Here is a 14,884-nt window from a genome sequence, read left to right as displayed (position 1 = left end):
ACCGGTTTACCTCATGGGCACCCGCCCCTTAAGATCAGTCATTAACAATTTGTGACCATGAAATACACAAAGATTCACCTGCTGGCTTCGGCCCTGGCCGCCTTCGTTGTCGGACTCTCGCCTGCCGCGCAGGCGCAAACCAAGCCGCTCCTGATCGGCCAGACCTATGTGCAGACGGGGCCGCTGGCGTCCCTCTCGCCCGAGCCCGTGATGGGCGTGCGCGCCATGCTCAACGCACTGAATGCGAATGGCGGCATCAACGGACGGCCGGTCGAACTGCGCCAGCTCGACGATGCCTACGACCCTGCCAAGGGCGCCGAGAACGTCAAGACCTTCGTCAAGGAAGGCGCCGTCGGCATCCTCATGCCCATTGGCACCTCGTCGTCGGTCGGGGCCCTGAAGGCGGCCAACGAACTCAAGATCCCGGTGATCGGCCCTTACACCGGCGCAGGCCCGGTGACCAAATTTTCCGAATACAACTTCCCGGTACGCATCAGCTTCGACGAGGAGTACAGCCGCATCGTGAACCACCTGTTCACCATCGGCCTCTCGCGCATTGCCTTCGCGCACAACGACAACCCCGGCGCGCGTTCGGCGCTGGAAAGCACGCAGAAGTTCATCGCCGAACGCGGCGAGAAAATGGCGGGCAGCGTGGCCATCAAGAACGACGGCTCCGACGCCGCCGAACGCGCAGCGGAACTGGCCAAGCTCAAGCCCAAGGCGGTGGTGCTGGCGGTCACCAACGACGTGGCGGCCAAGTTCATCACGGCCTACCGCGCAGCGGGCGGCGAGACGGCCTTCTATTCGTTCTCGTTCCTGAACGGGCAGAAGCTGTTCCAGGACATCAAGAAAGACGCGGCCGGCGTGGTCATTTCACAGGTCGTGCCCTACCCCTGGAACAGCGCGATGCCGCTGATTGCCGAATACCAGGCGGCCATGAAGAAAATCGGCGCGACCGAATTCAGCTATGCCAGCCTCGAGGGCTACGTGGCGGCCAAGGTCATGGTCGAGGGGCTGAAGCGCGCAGGGCCGAACCCCACGCCGGATTCGCTCCAGAAGGGCCTCGAGTCGTTCAAGACGCTCGACATCGGCGGCATTGCCGTGTCGTACCGGCCCGGCGAGCACCGCGGCCTCACGTTCTCCGAGCTGTCGATGCTCAAGGCCGACGGGCGCTACCTGCGCTGAAGCCTTCCGGACGGCGCCTTTCCTGGCGCAGAATTTCGTTCGTGACGACGACGTCCTTCATGAACGAACCCCAGCGCCCCGCCTTCACGCGCGCCCAGTTGCTCAGGCTGGGCGCCGCACTTTGCGCCGGTGCCGCGCTCCCTTCGTTCGCACAGCAACAAGGCAGGCCCGCGATGACGAAGATGAGCACCCGTCCCATTCCCTCCACGCAGGAAGCCCTGCCCGTGGTCGGCTGCGGCACCTGGATCGGCTTCGACCACCGGCCCGGCACCGACGAATACAAGCGCCTGCCCGGTGTGCTCGATGCCCTCTTCGCGGCCGGCGGCAAGGTGATCGACAGCTCGCCGATGTACGGCCGCTCCGAAGAAACCACGGGCGAACTGCTGGCCGCATCGAAGCAGCGCGAGAACAGGGAGGCCTTTCTCGCCACCAAGGTCTGGACCTCGGGCCGCGAAGCCGGCATTGCGCAAATGGAGCAGTCGTTCGCGCGGCTGCGAACACAGCGCATCGACCTGATGCAGGTGCACAACCTCGTCGACTGGAAAACCCAACTTGCCACGCTGCGGGGCTGGAAGGACAAGGGCCGCGTGCGCTACATCGGCATCACGCACTACACCGCCTCGGCCTACGGCGAAGTGGAGGCGGTGCTGCGCGCCGAGAAGCTCGACTTCGTGCAGATCAACTACTCACTGGACGCGCGCGAGGCCGAGCAACGCCTGCTGCCCCTTGCGGCCGAACGCGGCGTGGCGGTGATCGTCAACATGCCCTTCGGCGGCGGCGGCCTGCTGCGCCGGCTGCGGGACCAGCCGCTGCCCGCATGGGCCGGCGAGATCGGCTGCACGAGCTGGGCGCAGGTGCTGCTGAAGTTCGTGCTGAGCCACCCGGCCGTGACCTGCGCCATTCCCGGCACCAGCCGCGCCGAGCACATGGCCGATAACGCCGCGGCGGGTGCGGGGGAGTTTCCGGATGCGGGGTTCTGGCGCAGAAATGCGGGGTCGATCGGGCTCTCGTAGCAGAAGCCCCGACACTCAACCCAGAAACCGAAGCATCCGCCGATTGAATTCATCCGCGCGCTCGTACTGCGCCCAGTGCCCTGCCCCGTCAATCACCACGCCTTCGCGCTGCGGATGGCCGGCGGTGAGTTGCGCCACCAGCGGACGCGGATCGGCGGTGACGTCGTACTCGCCCCAGAGCAGCAATTGCGGTCCGCCGAGCATATCGAGCGCGGCCTGCAGCCCGCCCGCCTGCGAGACGTCCTTGCTGCGAAAACGCGTGCCGTGGCAGGAGATGTCGTGAATCTCGAAGGCCAGTGGATCGATGGCGGCCTTGTCGTGCAGCATGAGCGCGCCGAGGTTGTGCAGCAGCGCGGCGCGCTCCTCCTCACGATTTGGCGCGGCGCGCCAGTTGATCATCTCGACAGACATGCGGCGCATCGTGCCGTGGCCTCCGCTGCCCACGAGCGCCAGGCGCCGGATGGCGCCGCGCCGCACCGCAAAGCGCGCGGCGGTGAGTCCGCCGAATGAGAAGCCGCCAAGGTCGATGGGCGTGCCCGCGCCGATCAGCTGGTCGAGCGATCCGCCCAACGCGTCGAGCAGCGGACCGAGCGGGTCGTCGCCGGGCACTGCGCGCGGCGGCGCATCGGAATCGTTGAAGCCCGGCATGTCGGGCAGCCACAGCGTGTGCCGGGCCGAGAGCGCCTCGACGTTGCGCAGCCAGTGCATCCAGCTGCCGTGGCCGCCGTGCAGCAGCACCAGCGGCGGCTGGGCGCTTTTTTCCGCACCGAAGCGGCGCCAGCAGACGCGAACGCCGCCGTGCACCACGTCATGGCGCGTGCCGCTCGCGGCGATGCGTTCGATCAAGAGGCGGGCTTCAGTATCGGAATCGGGATCGGAAATGGAAGGCATCGCCCGATTCTGCCAACCCGCCGCCTTTTCAGCTGGCGGCAGCGCCGAAGCGGTAGCTCGATACCACCAGCCCGCCCATGAAATCGTCTTCGTGATAGACCAGTTCGCCGGGTTCCTGCTCGGCTGCGCCGACGGCCACCATCAGCGGAATCAGGTGCTCCTCACGCGGATGCGCGATGCGAGCCGAAGGGGCCGAGGCCCATTCCCGCAGCCGCTGCACGCGCTCCTCGGGTGCCGCTTGCACGGCGGTGTCGTCGAGCCAGTCGCCGAACGCCTTGGAAACGCCGTGCGCCTGCGGGCCGAAGTTGCGCAGGTTGTGATAGCTGAGGCCGCTGCCGACGATGAGCACGTTTTCACCCCGCAAAGGCGCGAGCGCGCGGCCGAGTGCCAGGTGCTCCGCCGGATCGAGACCGCGCCTGAGCGACAGCTGCACCACCGGCACGTTCGCATCGGGATACATCGCCTTCATGGGCGAGAACATGCCATGGTCGAAGCCGCGTTCAGGGTCGATGGTCGCGGGCAGCCCGGCGGCGGCAAGGAGCGACTGCACGCGCTGCGCGAGTTCGGGCGAGCCGGGCGCGTCGTAGCGCACTTCATAGGTGTGGGCGGGAAAGCCGCCGTAGTCGTAGATCATGGGCGGGCGCGGGTTGCCCTGCACGGTGAAGACGGGTGCTTCCCAATGGGCCGACACCATCAGGATGGCGCCCGGCGTGCGGCCGATCTGGCGCGGCATGTCGGCCAGCGAGGCGGCCAGCTGGTCGTAGACGCCGCCCATCTCCTTCTTCATCCAGGGCCAGGGGCCGCCGCCATGGGAGATGAAATATGTGGGCAGGCGCGAGGTGTTGTCGTCGTGGGTCAAGTCGATGCTCCTTGAAAGCGTTGCATCGACTGTAGACATTTCCCACCAGGAAATCGACAGGCTAGGATGCATCGATCCGTTTCTTCTGAGGAAAGCATGATGGACCGCCTGACCAGCCTGCGCGTGTTTCGAGAGGTCGTCGAATCGGGCAGCTTCGTGGCCGCGGCCGAGCGGCTGTCGATATCGCCGCCAATGGCGAGCAAGCACGTGGCGCAGCTCGAAAAATCGCTCGGTGCGCGGCTCTTGCACCGCTCGAGCCGCCACCTGAGCCTGACCGAAGCGGGCACCGCCTGGTACGACCAGAGCCGGCGAGCGCTCGACCTGCTCGATGCAGCCGAGGCGGCCATCGGCCAGAAAAGCGAGGCGCCGCGCGGCCAACTCAAGGTGAGCGCGCCGGTGTGGTGTGCCACGCCGCGCTTCGCGCGCGTGCTGGCCGACTACCGCGAGCGCTATCCCGAAGTGCTGATCGACATTCACCTGGAAAACCGCAAGGTCGACCTCGCAGCCGACGGCTACGACCTCGCGCTGCGCGCCACGCAGGAGCCCTCCCCTGCGCTGATTGCGCGGCCGCTGTGCCGCGTGCCCTTTCACCTGGCGGGCACGCCCACCTACCTGCGGCGCATGGGTGGCAGCCCCGCGCTGCCGGCCGACGTGGCCCGACTCGGTGCCATCGTGCCGAGCTACGTGAACCTCGACAACCTTTCGCTGAAGGGGCCCGGTGGGCGCATGTTTGCGCTGCGGCTCACGCCGGCAATGCGGTCGGACGACACCACGCTCACCTTGCATGCGGTGCGGGCGGACATGGGCATTGCGTTCCTGCCCGAATGGCTGATCGACGACGACCTGACGGCGGGCCGGCTGGTGCGGCTGCTGCCCGACCACGCCCCGCATCCGGTCACGCTGTTTGCGGTGTACACCAGCCGCCAGTACATGGCGCCCAAGCTGCGCAGCTTCATCGACTTCCTGGGAGAGCGGCTGGGCGACCAGCCGCCTTCCACCGCCGCAAAGCGCACCCTTTCGGCGCAAGGACATGCCACACCGGGCTAAAGTCTCCAAATCCGACTGGAGACCGCCCGCCTTGTTCCGCTTCTTCGAAAAACTGCTCCATCCCTACCCCGCCGCCGAACCGGCGCCGCCCCCGTCGGGCCTCTTCGCCTTCCTGTGGGCCTGCACCCAGGGCCTGCGCCTCAAGATGGCGGCCATGGCGGCGCTCACGGCCGCCATCTCGACCTTCGAGGCGCTGCTGTTTGCGGTGCTCGGGCGCATCGTCGACTGGCTCGGCGGCCAGGTGCCGTCACGGCTGTGGGCGGAGCGCGGCGACACGCTGATGTGGCTGGCCGCCCTGCTGATCATCAGCATCGGCGTGGTCGCGCTGCAGACCATCGTCAAGCATCAGACGCTGGCGGTGAACCTGCCCATGCGCCTGCGCTGGAACTTTCACCGCGTGATGCTTGGCCAGAGCATGGCCTTCTACCAGGACGAGTTCGCGGGCCGCATCACGGCCAAGGTGATGCAGACCGCGCTCGCCGTGCGCGATACCCTCTTCGTGCTGGCCGACGTGGTGGTGGCCATGGGCGTGTACGTGGCGACCATCATCGTGCTGGTAAGCGTTCTCGATATCCAGCTTGTGCTGCCCTTCATCGTCTGGCTGGTGCTGTATGCCGCCTCGCTGATGTACTTCGTACCGCGCCTGGGCAAGGTGGGCAAGGCGCAGGCCGATGCGCGTGCGCTGATGACCGGCCGCGTGACCGATGCCTACACCAACATCGCCACCGTCAAGCTGTTCTCTCACACGCAGCGCGAGGCCGGCTTTGCGCGCGAGGCGATGCGCGAGTTCATGTACACGGGCTATGGGCAGATGCGGCTGGTGAGCGCGTTCGAGATCGTCAACCACACGCTGAGCATGGGCCTCACGGCGGGCATGGCCGGCACCGCGCTGTGGCTCTGGTCGAACGGCACGGTGGGCGTGGGCGCGGTGGCCGCGGCCACCGCCATGGCGCTGCGCCTGCAGGGCATGTCGCATTGGATCATGTGGGAGATGACCAGCCTGTTCGAGAACATCGGCACCGTGCAGGACGGCATGAAGACGCTGTCGCGCCCGCGCACCGTGCTCGACACGCCCGATGCCCGTGTGCTCGAAGTGCCGCGCGGCGAAGTGCGCTTCGAGCACGCGAGCTTCCGCTATGCGGATGCGGGCCGCCGCGTCATCGACGACCTGAACCTGGTGGTGAGGCCCGGCGAGAAGATCGGTTTGGTCGGCCGCTCGGGCGCTGGCAAGTCGACGCTGGTGAACCTGCTGCTGCGCTTTCATGACCTGGAGAGCGGCCGCATCCTGGTCGACGGGCAGGACATTGCGCACGTGACGCAGGATTCGCTGCGCAGCCACATCGGCATGGTCACGCAGGACACCTCGCTCATGCACCGCTCGGTGGCCGACAACATCGCCTACGGCCGGCCTGATGCCACGCAGGACCAGATCGAAGCCGCCGCCAAACGCGCCGAGGCGCACGACTTCATCCAGACGCTGGGCGATGCCAGCGGCCGGCGCGGCTACGAAGCGCATGTGGGCGAGCGCGGCGTCAAGCTCTCGGGCGGCCAGCGGCAACGCGTGGCCATTGCGCGCGTGATGCTGAAAGACGCGCCGATCCTGCTGCTCGACGAGGCCACCAGCGCGCTCGACTCCGAGGTGGAGGCCGCCATCCAGCAGAGCCTCTACCGGCTGATGGAAGGCAAGACCGTGATTGCCATCGCGCACCGCCTGTCGACCATCGCCGCGATGGACCGGCTCATCGTGCTCGACGAAGGCCGCGTGGTGGAAGAAGGCGACCACCGCTCGCTCATGGCGCAAGGTGGGCTGTACGCGCGGCTGTGGGCGCACCAGAGCGGCGGCTTTCTGGGCGATTCGCTCGAAGAAGAAGACGAGGCGCTGCGGGCCTGAGCGCAGCCTAGTTGGGCAAGGCGCCGGCCTCGTACAACGCTGCGAACTCCGCACTCGGCGAGATCGGTTTGACGATGTCGATCAGCACACCGTTCGGGTCGCTGGTGATGAAGTGGCGCTGGCCGAAGTCTTCATCGCGCAACGCAAGAAGAATCGGCAGGCCCGCCGCCGCCAACCGGTCGTGAACCGCATCGGGGTCGTCCACCTCGAAGTTGAGCAGCAGGCCGCCCGCCACCTGGCCGCGCGCGGGTGCTGGAATGGTCTCGTGCCGGCCGTCGAGCACGGCAAGGTTCACAGACGGGTTCTCTGCCAACTGCAGGTGCACGTACCACTCGCTCGTGAACAGCGGCGTGAAGCCGAAATGCGCCTGGTAGAAGCTGGCCGTTCCGGCCACGTCGTTGGTCATGATCACCGGGTAGTAGCTTGTCACTTTCATAGCGTCGGTCCTTTCAATTAACATACAGACTGCATGTATTGTTGATGTTAATCTACAAACAGTCTGTATGTAAATGCCAAAACCAATCGCCGACTCTCATTCCAGAACCAACCGCGAACGCACGGAAGCCACGCGCCTTGCGCTGATCGACGCTGCGCGCGCGCTGTTCGTCAGCAAGGGTTACGGTGAAACCTCGACGCCCGAGATTGCTGTTGCCGCTGGTATCACGCGTGGCGCGCTGTATCACCACTTCGTGGACAAGCGCGACCTGTTCAGGCAGGTGCTGGTGCGCGAAGCCGAAACCGTGGCGGCCGACATCGAAGTGGCCACGCCAGGGCAGTTGACGCCGCGCGAGGCCCTGCTGCAAGGCAGCAAGGCCTACTTGGACGCGATGGCCGCGCCCGGCCGCACGCGGCTTCTGCTCATCGAAGGGCCCGCAGTGCTGGGCCTGGAAGAAATCATGGCCATCGACGAAGCGACCTCGGCGAATTCGCTGCGCCAGGGGCTGGAGAAAGCCAGGCCGGGCAAGGCAGATGTGTCCCTGGCCGCGCTCGCCCGGCTGCTCTCGGCGACCTTCGACAGGGCGGCACTGGAGCTCGATGCCGGCGCCGATCCGAAAGAAATCCATTCGGCCATGCGCTGGCTGCTCGAGCAGGCGCTGGGCCCCGAGCCGCGCCGCAAGTCCCCGGTTTGAGGCTCTGAACGAGGCGCGCCGGCGCGGCACATGCGGTCGCCCGGGTCTTCGCGAGTCCTACAGCACAGGCCGCCCCTCGCCGACAGCAACCCGCCCGCCCGGGCGCGATGCTGAAGCTGTCGTCATCAACGAGGAGTCATCCCGTGAGTTCAATCATTTACATCGTCGGTCTGATCGTGGTTGTCGTGGCCGTGCTTTCGTTCTTCGGCCTTCGCTGAGACCGGGCACGCGTTTTCGACTCGTACGCTGAACAAAAGCGGGGCCGTGTGTGCGGCCCCGTTTCTCATGGGGCCTTCGCAGCGCGCCGGGCATAATTTGCGCGCCCTGATCACCACGGGGCGCCACCAGCGAAGGGACCCTGTTGACCAACACCGCGTTGCGCGAATCTGCTTTTCCGGACGCGGTAGTCACCGAGGCGATCCGATGGACCGAGGAGAAAGGTCCACTCGACGATGCACAGGCCATGCGCATCGCCACTTCCCGCACACCCGACGAGCACGCACGCATCACGGTGCGCGCGCTCCAACTGGGCGAACGCATCGGGCTGCAATCCGAATTGGCACGCGCGCGCCAATGGGGCCCCTGGGTGTTGCTCGGCCTTGTGGCGTTGGTGGTCGTTGCAGGCCTGGGCCTCGCGGGCAACGTGGTCGGCGGTGGCGAGCGGCACATCAATGTGATCGTCGCGCTCGTGAGCCTGCTTGGCATTCACCTTCTCGCACTACTGCTCTGGCTTGCCGGCCTGTGGCTGCCGCTCGGCTCGTTCAATATAAGCTCGCTCGGATGGATATGGCTCTCGCTTACCGCCCGCGTGGCCGGGGGAAAGCGCGGCCAGGCACCCGTGCTGTTGCGCGCGGCCACCGAGCTGCTGACGCGCGCGAAGCTGCTGCCATGGGCCTTCGGTCTCGTGAGTCACGGCATCTGGTCGCTCTCATTCGCCGTGGTGGTGGCCGCGCTGCTGTTCGCGCTGGCATTCCGCAGCTACACGCTGAGCTGGGAGACGACGATCCTCGATCCGGACTTCTTCGTACGGGCCGTGCAGGTGCTGGGCTGGGCGCCGGCGCAGTTCGGCTTTCCGGTTCCCGACGCGGACATCGTGCGCTCGGCCGCTCCCGGTGCCGCGGGCCAACGCACGTGGGCGCTGTGGCTCACAGGGTGCATCGTCGTGTACGGGCTGCTGCCGCGGCTTGCGCTCGTGCTGCTGAGCGCGGTGGTGTGGCTCCGGCGCCGGGCCGCACTGCAGCCTGACTGGAGTGCACCGTACTACCGCAAGCTGAAGGCGCGCTTCGCCGCGTTGGCGCCGCCCGCCATCGTCGATGCCGACCCGGGGCGGACACCGGGCATTCCGCCAGGCGGGCTGGCGCCTTCACAGTTGCGGGACACGCTGTTCGTCGTCGGCTTCGAACTGCCTTCAGATGCGCCGTGGCCGCCTGAAGGCCTGCACGCCGAGCCGGCCACCGAAATTCAACGCATCGACGGCAGTGCACCCGCGCGCCGCGCTCTGCTCGGCCGGTTGGCAGAAGCTCGGCCGCGCACCGTGTTGCTCGTGTGCCATGCCGCATCGAGCCCCGACCGCGGCACCGAACGCTTCCTGCGCGATCTGCTGGCCCATTGCGGCGAATGCAGGCTGTGGCTTACCGATGCAGCGAAGGACGCCGCCGATGGGGACGCATCGCAGCGCTGGATCGACTGGCTGCAGGGCACCGGCTTGCCGCGCGTGGCGGCCACACACAGGCTCGAAGAAGCAATGCAGGGCATCAGCGCCACCATATGACGACCCAGCAAGCCATCCGCATTGCCGTAGTCGGCCACACCAACGCGGGCAAGACCTCGTTGCTGCGCACGCTGACGCGGCGCGCCAGCTTCGGCGAAGTGTCGCAGCGCCCCGGCACCACGCGCCACGTGGAGTCGGTCGATCTCGAAGTGAACGGCCAGCCCGCCGTGCGCTTCTTCGACACGCCGGGGCTGGAAGATGCGGTGGCGCTTCGCGAGCACCTGGCTGGGCTCGATCCGCAGGCCACCCCGCCCGAGCGCATTCGCCTGTTCCTGCAGGGGCCCGAAGCGCATGGCGTGTTCGAGCAAGAGGCCAAGGTGCTGCGCACCATGCTCGAGATCGATGCGGCCTTTCTCGTCATCGACGTGCGCGAGCCGGTGCTGCCCAAGTTCCGCGACGAGATCGAGCTGCTCAACTCGTGCGCTCGGCCGGTGATGCCGGTGCTGAACTTCGTGCGCGACGCGGCGAGCCGCGAAGCGGCCTGGAGAGAACTGCTCTCGGCCTACGCCCTGCACGTGCAGGTGAGCTTCGACGCCGCCGCGCCTTTCGTGGGCGCGGAGCGCGAGCTGTACAACGATCTTTCCACTCTGCTGCGCGACCGGCGCGAGCTGCTGCGCAACGTCGTGGATGCATTGACCGCCGAAGCCGCCGAACGCCGCCGCGCGGCCTGCACGCGCATTGCCGGGTTGCTGATCGACGCCGCCGCATTGCGCCGCAGCATGCCGGCCGAAGAGTTCGCCGACACGGCACGCCGGAAGGCTTTCGTCGCAGCGCTTCAGAAAGACGTTTTCGACAAGGCGCAGCGATGCACCGACGACCTGCTGGCGCTCTACGGATTTCGCCAGGACGATGCCGGCGAGGCGCCTTTGCCGCTCATCGAAGGCCGATGGACGCTGGATTTCTTCAGCCCTGAAGCCATGAAGGAAGCAGGTCTCCGGCTCGGCAAGGGCGCGGTGATCGGCGCGGCCGTGGGCGTGGTGGCAGACCTCGCGGTGGCCGGCATTTCGCTCGGCACGGGTGCCGCGGTGGGCGGCGCCATCGGCGGCGCGGTGTCGCAGGGCTGGGGCCCCTTCGGGCGCAAGCTGGCGAACAAGCTGCGCAACGTGCACGAGCTCACGGTCGAAGACGGCGTGCTCTTTGCGCTGGTGGCATGGCAGCTGAAACTCGCGCGGGCACTGGAGCGGCGCGGCCATGCCGCCACCGGGCGCATTGCGGCCGAGTCGAGTGCCACTCCGGATGCACCGACACGCGCCACGGCCGCCGCCGTGCGCGCGGCAAGGCCCGCGCGCAGCCATCCGGAATGGGAATCGGCTGGTGTGGCGACGCGTTCCTTCTGGCGCCCCGCGCCGCAGCGCGATGCGCTCGCGGCCGATATCGCACACACGCTGCTGGACGCCTTCGAGACCTGAGCGTCCCGGCGGTCACCGCGCCGTCACGAGGCAACCCTAGCATCCGCTGGCCTTTGCCTCCACAACCAAGACTGCAACCCCGACGCGATGTACCCCGGCGAACGGCTCAATGGCTATACCCATCTCTTGGGCCTGGTGTTCGCCCTTGTGGCCATGGTCCTGCTGCTTGCCAAGACCGTGCCCACCGGCGACCCCGCGCGGATTGCCGGCGCGCTGGTGTTCTCGCTCTCCGCGGTGGCGCTGTATGCGGCATCCACGCTGTTCCACAGCACGCGGGGGCCTCGCAAGCGCCTTTGGGAAAAGGCCGACCACTGTGCCATCTACCTGCTGATCGGGGGTACCTACACGCCGTTCGCACTGGTCACTTTGAATGGCTTGTGGGGCTGGCTGCTGCTTGCCGCCGTATGGAGCGCCGCGCTTTTCGGCATAAGCCGCGAGCTGTTGCAGGGCAAGGGCGCGGCAACCAAGCCGGCGTTGACGCTCTACATCGGCATGGGCTGGCTCGGCGTGCTGGCGGCCGTGCCACTGGCCGCTCGGCTCGAGAGCGGCGGACTGGCCTGGCTTTTGGCCGGCAGCGTGCTCTATACCGTGGGCACGGTGTTCTACCGGAACCGGCGGGGCTTCAGGCATGCGCACGGGACCTGGCACCTGTTCGTTCTTGCGGGCACCGCGAGCCACTTCGTGTCCGTAGGCTGCTTCGTGCTCTGACGACAGCGGTCGGCCCGGCCTTACTTCAAGGGCCTCAGGCGCGTGTTGCCGTATCTCCCAAGGCAACACGTCCCAAGAGATGTGCAAAATGCGCCCATGCCAAATATCGCCACCATCCTCAAAGCCGAGATTTCCCGTGTTGCCCGTAAGGAGGTGCGCACAGAGATCGAAACGCTGAAAAAAGCATCCACGCACCATCGTGCCTCGATTGCCGCATTGCGCCGGCAGGTCGAGAAACTGGAAAAGGAATTGCGGCGCGCCACCAAAGTGTCAACGCGCGTCTCGCCCCAAGGCGATGCGGACGAAACTGGCGATTCCGGACCGGCCCGCCGTTTCAGCGCCAGCCGCCTGGCAACGCACCGCGAGAAGCTCGGCCTTTCGGCGGCCGCCTACGGCAAGCTGGTAGGCGTCACCGGCCAGACCATCTACAAATGGGAACAGGGCAAGGCCCGACCCCGCAAGGCGCAGCTCGAAGGACTGGCATCGGTTCGCGGACTGCGGCCGCGTGAAGCGGCGGAGCAGCTGGGCGCGGACTAAAAACGCTTCAGGCCCCGCATTCCCATGTCCAACCTCATCGTGCACGGCGGCACGCCGCTTCGCGGCCGCATCACCCCTTCCGCCAACAAGAACGCCGTGCTGCCTGTGCTGTGCGCCACGCTGCTCACCAACGAGCCGCTGCGCCTGCATGGCGTGCCGGACATCACCGACGTACGCAAGATCCTCGACATCTTTCGCAGCCTGGGCAGCGAGGCGCGGATGGACCACGCCACCGGCACGCTTGATCTGCACCACCGCGAAACGGCTTTTGACGCCGCGCGCGACCGCCTGCCGGAGGAAATGCGTTCGTCGATCATGCTGGTGCCCCCGCTGCTCGCGCGCTTCGGTATTGCGCGGCTCGAGGACAACGTCAAGGGCTGCACGCTGGGCGTGCGCGAGATCGATCCGCACGTCGACGTGTTCCGCCGCTTCGGCGGGCAGGTGGAGCGTGCCAGCGGCTCGCTCCTGGTTCGGTGCGACGGGCCGCTGACCCCCACCGAGCACTGGCTCGACTACGCATCCGTCACCACGACCGAGAACTTCGTGCTGTGCGCGGCGGCGGCCAAAGGCACCTCCACGCTCACCAACGCGGCTTCCGAGCCGCACGTGCAGGAGTTCTGCCGCTTCATGGCCATGCTGGGCGTGCGCATCGAAGGCATCGGTACTTCGCGGCTCACGGTGCATGGCGGCAATGCGATGCGCGGCGGGGAGTTCCGCTTCGACGAAGACTTTCACGAGATCACCACCTTTCTGGCATTGGGCGCCATCACGGGCGGCGACGTGGTGGTGCGCAACAGCGCGCCCGACAACTTTCCGCTGATCGACCGCACCTTCGCCAAGTTCGGCGTCACCATCGCGCACGAAGACGGCTGGTCGCGCGCCAGCTGCGCCGGTCCGCTGAAGGTGCAGACGCCTTTCACCAGCAACGTGCTCACCAAGGTGGAGGCTGCGCCCTGGCCCTACTTTCCGGTCGACCTGCTTCCGATCTTCATTGCGCTGGGCGTTCGGGCCCAGGGCAATGCGATGTTCTGGAACAAGGTCTACGACGGTGCCCTGGGATGGACCGGCGAACTGTCGAAGTTCGGCGCCCACGTCTTCTCGTCGGACCCGCACCGGCTCATCAGCTTCGGCGGCAGCCCGCTGACGCCAGCCGTGGTCGAGAGCCCCTACATCATCCGCGTGGCAATTGCGCTCTTCATGGTGGCGGCCAGCATCGAGGGCCGTTCCGAAATCCGCAATGCCACACCCATCCGCCGGGCCCATCCCCGCTTCGCCGAAAACCTGCGCAGCCTGGGCGCGCAGGTGGAGTGGACCAGCGAAGAGTGAGCGCCGGGCTCAGGCCCTGAGCGCATTCACGGCAATGCGCGCCGCCGATGCGATGACGTCGTTCCGGCCCTCCGCATCCTTTTGCGTCGGAAACGTCAGGTAGACCGCCAGCACCAGCGGCGCGCCAACCGGCGGCCACAGCACGCCCGTGTCGTTCACGGTGCCGTAGGAGCCCGCGCCCGTCTTGTCGCCCACCTTCCAGTCGGCCGGAACGCCGGCGCGAATTCGCGTGGCGCCGGTGGTGTTGCCCAACAGCCAGGTTTCGAGCTGGCTGCGTTTCGCCGCACCAAGGGCGTCGCCCAGCACCAGCCGCTGCAGGCTCGCAGCCATGGCCTCGGGCGTCGTGGTGTCGCGCGGATCGCCCGGGATCGCACTGTTGAGTTCGGTTTCCCAGCGGTCCAGCCTGAAGGCCTGGTCGCCGATGGAGCGCGCATAGGCAGTCACCGCGGAAGGGCCGCCGAGAATCTTCATCAGCAGGTTGGCCGCGGCGTTGTCGCTGTATTGAATGGTGGCGGCGCACATTGCGGAGACCGTCATGCCCTGCCCCAGGTATTTTTCGGTGATGGGCGAATGGGGCAGGATGTCGCCCTTGCCATAGCTCACGCGCCGCTCCAGCAGGCTGCCGTCGCGGGTGCTGCGATCGAGGATGGCCGCGGCCAGCATGGTCTTGAAGGTGCTGCACAGCGGAAAGCGCTCGGCTGCGCGGTGCTGCACGCGCGCGCCGGTGGCGGTGTCGAGCGCCGCCACGCCGAGCCGCCCGCCCACGCTGCTTTCGAGCGCTGCGAGCTCTGCCTCGGCCGATGCGGCCTGCGGCCCTTTTGCGGACCATGCACTACAGGCGCTGGCCAGGGGGAGTGCGGAAGCGGCAAGCAGAACGGTGCGGCGATGGACAAGGGATTTCATGGGTTGGTTGGCAGAGTGGATGGAACGAAAGTGATCGTAGGAGCGCCGCCGCGCCGGCTCCAGCGCCAGGCGGTGCAGCCGCGTCTCGCCTGTATCCGGTGTAACCACAAGACCTGTGAACCGGCACAAGCCGGCGATGCGGCAACTTCCGGCCCAGCCTTGCGGAGTCGGATGGCGACTACAGGAAAGCGGCCCGGCTTGCGTTAAGGTGCGG

14 protein-coding genes are annotated in these 14,884 nt (G+C 67.1%); 10 read left to right on the top strand and 4 right to left on the bottom strand.

Annotated elements, in window-relative coordinates:
* Positions 1–57: 57 nt before the first annotated feature.
* Together ASC78_RS21255 and ASC78_RS21250 are read left to right on the top strand one after the other, a co-directional pair.
* Positions 58–1,185, top strand: a complete 1,128-nt coding sequence (locus ASC78_RS21255; protein WP_055805889.1) for an ABC transporter substrate-binding protein — start codon at positions 58–60, stop codon at positions 1,183–1,185.
* Positions 1,186–1,244: 59 nt separating this feature from the next.
* On the top strand, positions 1,245–2,198 hold the full coding sequence (locus ASC78_RS21250) for an aldo/keto reductase (RefSeq protein ID WP_055805887.1): 954 nt from the start codon (positions 1,245–1,247) through the stop codon (positions 2,196–2,198).
* Between the two features lie 15 nt (positions 2,199–2,213).
* Here the strand turns inward: ASC78_RS21250 and ASC78_RS21245 are convergent, their stop codons facing one another.
* Both ASC78_RS21245 and ASC78_RS21240 read right to left on the bottom strand, forming a co-directional pair.
* Positions 2,214–3,089: an alpha/beta fold hydrolase gene (locus tag ASC78_RS21245; RefSeq protein ID WP_055805884.1), complete on the bottom strand. Its 876-nt coding sequence runs from the start codon at positions 3,087–3,089 to the stop codon at positions 2,214–2,216.
* A 28-nt stretch (positions 3,090–3,117) separates the two neighbouring features.
* Positions 3,118–3,948 (bottom strand): DODA-type extradiol aromatic ring-opening family dioxygenase, encoded by an 831-nt coding sequence (locus tag ASC78_RS21240; RefSeq protein ID WP_055805880.1) that lies wholly within the window; start codon positions 3,946–3,948, stop codon positions 3,118–3,120.
* A gap of 99 nt (positions 3,949–4,047) precedes the next feature.
* Between ASC78_RS21240 and ASC78_RS21235 the strand changes: the two genes are divergently transcribed.
* Positions 4,048–4,995, top strand: coding sequence for a LysR family transcriptional regulator (locus ASC78_RS21235; protein ID WP_055806721.1), 948 nt, complete (start codon positions 4,048–4,050; stop codon positions 4,993–4,995).
* Complete coding sequence (locus ASC78_RS21230) at positions 4,979–6,886, top strand: ABC transporter ATP-binding protein (protein ID WP_055805876.1); 1,908 nt, start codon at positions 4,979–4,981, stop codon at positions 6,884–6,886. Before ASC78_RS21235 ends, ASC78_RS21230 begins: the two co-directional genes overlap by 17 nt.
* Positions 6,887–6,893: 7 nt before the next feature.
* On the opposite strand, the gene ASC78_RS21225 is transcribed toward ASC78_RS21230, so the two are convergent.
* Positions 6,894–7,322, bottom strand: a complete 429-nt coding sequence (locus ASC78_RS21225) for a VOC family protein (RefSeq protein WP_055805873.1) — start codon at positions 7,320–7,322, stop codon at positions 6,894–6,896.
* Between the two features lie 73 nt (positions 7,323–7,395).
* Here ASC78_RS21225 and ASC78_RS21220 point away from each other — a divergent pair, with 73 nt between their 5' ends.
* From ASC78_RS21220 to ASC78_RS21195, 6 genes are all read left to right on the top strand, one after another.
* On the top strand, positions 7,396–8,016 hold the full coding sequence (locus ASC78_RS21220; RefSeq protein WP_055805869.1) for a TetR/AcrR family transcriptional regulator: 621 nt from the start codon (positions 7,396–7,398) through the stop codon (positions 8,014–8,016).
* 361 nt (positions 8,017–8,377) lie between these two features.
* The gene (locus ASC78_RS21215) at positions 8,378–9,787 is read left to right on the top strand and encodes a DUF2868 domain-containing protein (RefSeq protein WP_055805866.1); all 1,410 of its coding nucleotides are present in this window, start codon (positions 8,378–8,380) and stop codon (positions 9,785–9,787) included.
* Positions 9,784–11,196, top strand: coding sequence for a GTPase/DUF3482 domain-containing protein (locus ASC78_RS21210; protein WP_055805864.1), 1,413 nt, complete (start codon positions 9,784–9,786; stop codon positions 11,194–11,196). The genes ASC78_RS21215 and ASC78_RS21210 overlap by 4 nt, the downstream gene beginning before the upstream one ends.
* Before the next feature lie 87 nt (positions 11,197–11,283).
* Positions 11,284–11,904, top strand: coding sequence for a PAQR family membrane homeostasis protein TrhA (trhA, locus tag ASC78_RS21205; protein ID WP_055805862.1), 621 nt, complete (start codon positions 11,284–11,286; stop codon positions 11,902–11,904).
* A 96-nt stretch (positions 11,905–12,000) separates the two neighbouring features.
* Positions 12,001–12,441 carry a helix-turn-helix domain-containing protein gene (locus ASC78_RS21200; protein WP_055806719.1) on the top strand — a complete coding sequence of 147 codons (441 nt, stop codon included), beginning with the start codon at positions 12,001–12,003 and terminating at the stop codon, positions 12,439–12,441.
* A gap of 24 nt (positions 12,442–12,465) precedes the next feature.
* Positions 12,466–13,767, top strand: coding sequence for a UDP-N-acetylglucosamine 1-carboxyvinyltransferase (locus ASC78_RS21195; RefSeq protein WP_055805859.1), 1,302 nt, complete (start codon positions 12,466–12,468; stop codon positions 13,765–13,767).
* Between the two features lie 9 nt (positions 13,768–13,776).
* Here the strand turns inward: ASC78_RS21195 and bla are convergent, their stop codons facing one another.
* Positions 13,777–14,670 carry a class A beta-lactamase gene (gene bla / locus ASC78_RS21190; RefSeq protein ID WP_055805856.1) on the bottom strand — a complete coding sequence of 298 codons (894 nt, stop codon included), beginning with the start codon at positions 14,668–14,670 and terminating at the stop codon, positions 13,777–13,779.
* Positions 14,671–14,884: the final 214 nt, after the last annotated feature.

Origin of the sequence: Variovorax sp. Root318D1, from assembly GCF_001424835.1 — a bacterium.
Classification (GTDB): domain Bacteria; phylum Pseudomonadota; class Gammaproteobacteria; order Burkholderiales; family Burkholderiaceae_C; genus Variovorax.
Note: the sequence above shows the minus strand (reverse complement) of the source record. Positions and strands in the feature narration are given on the sequence as shown.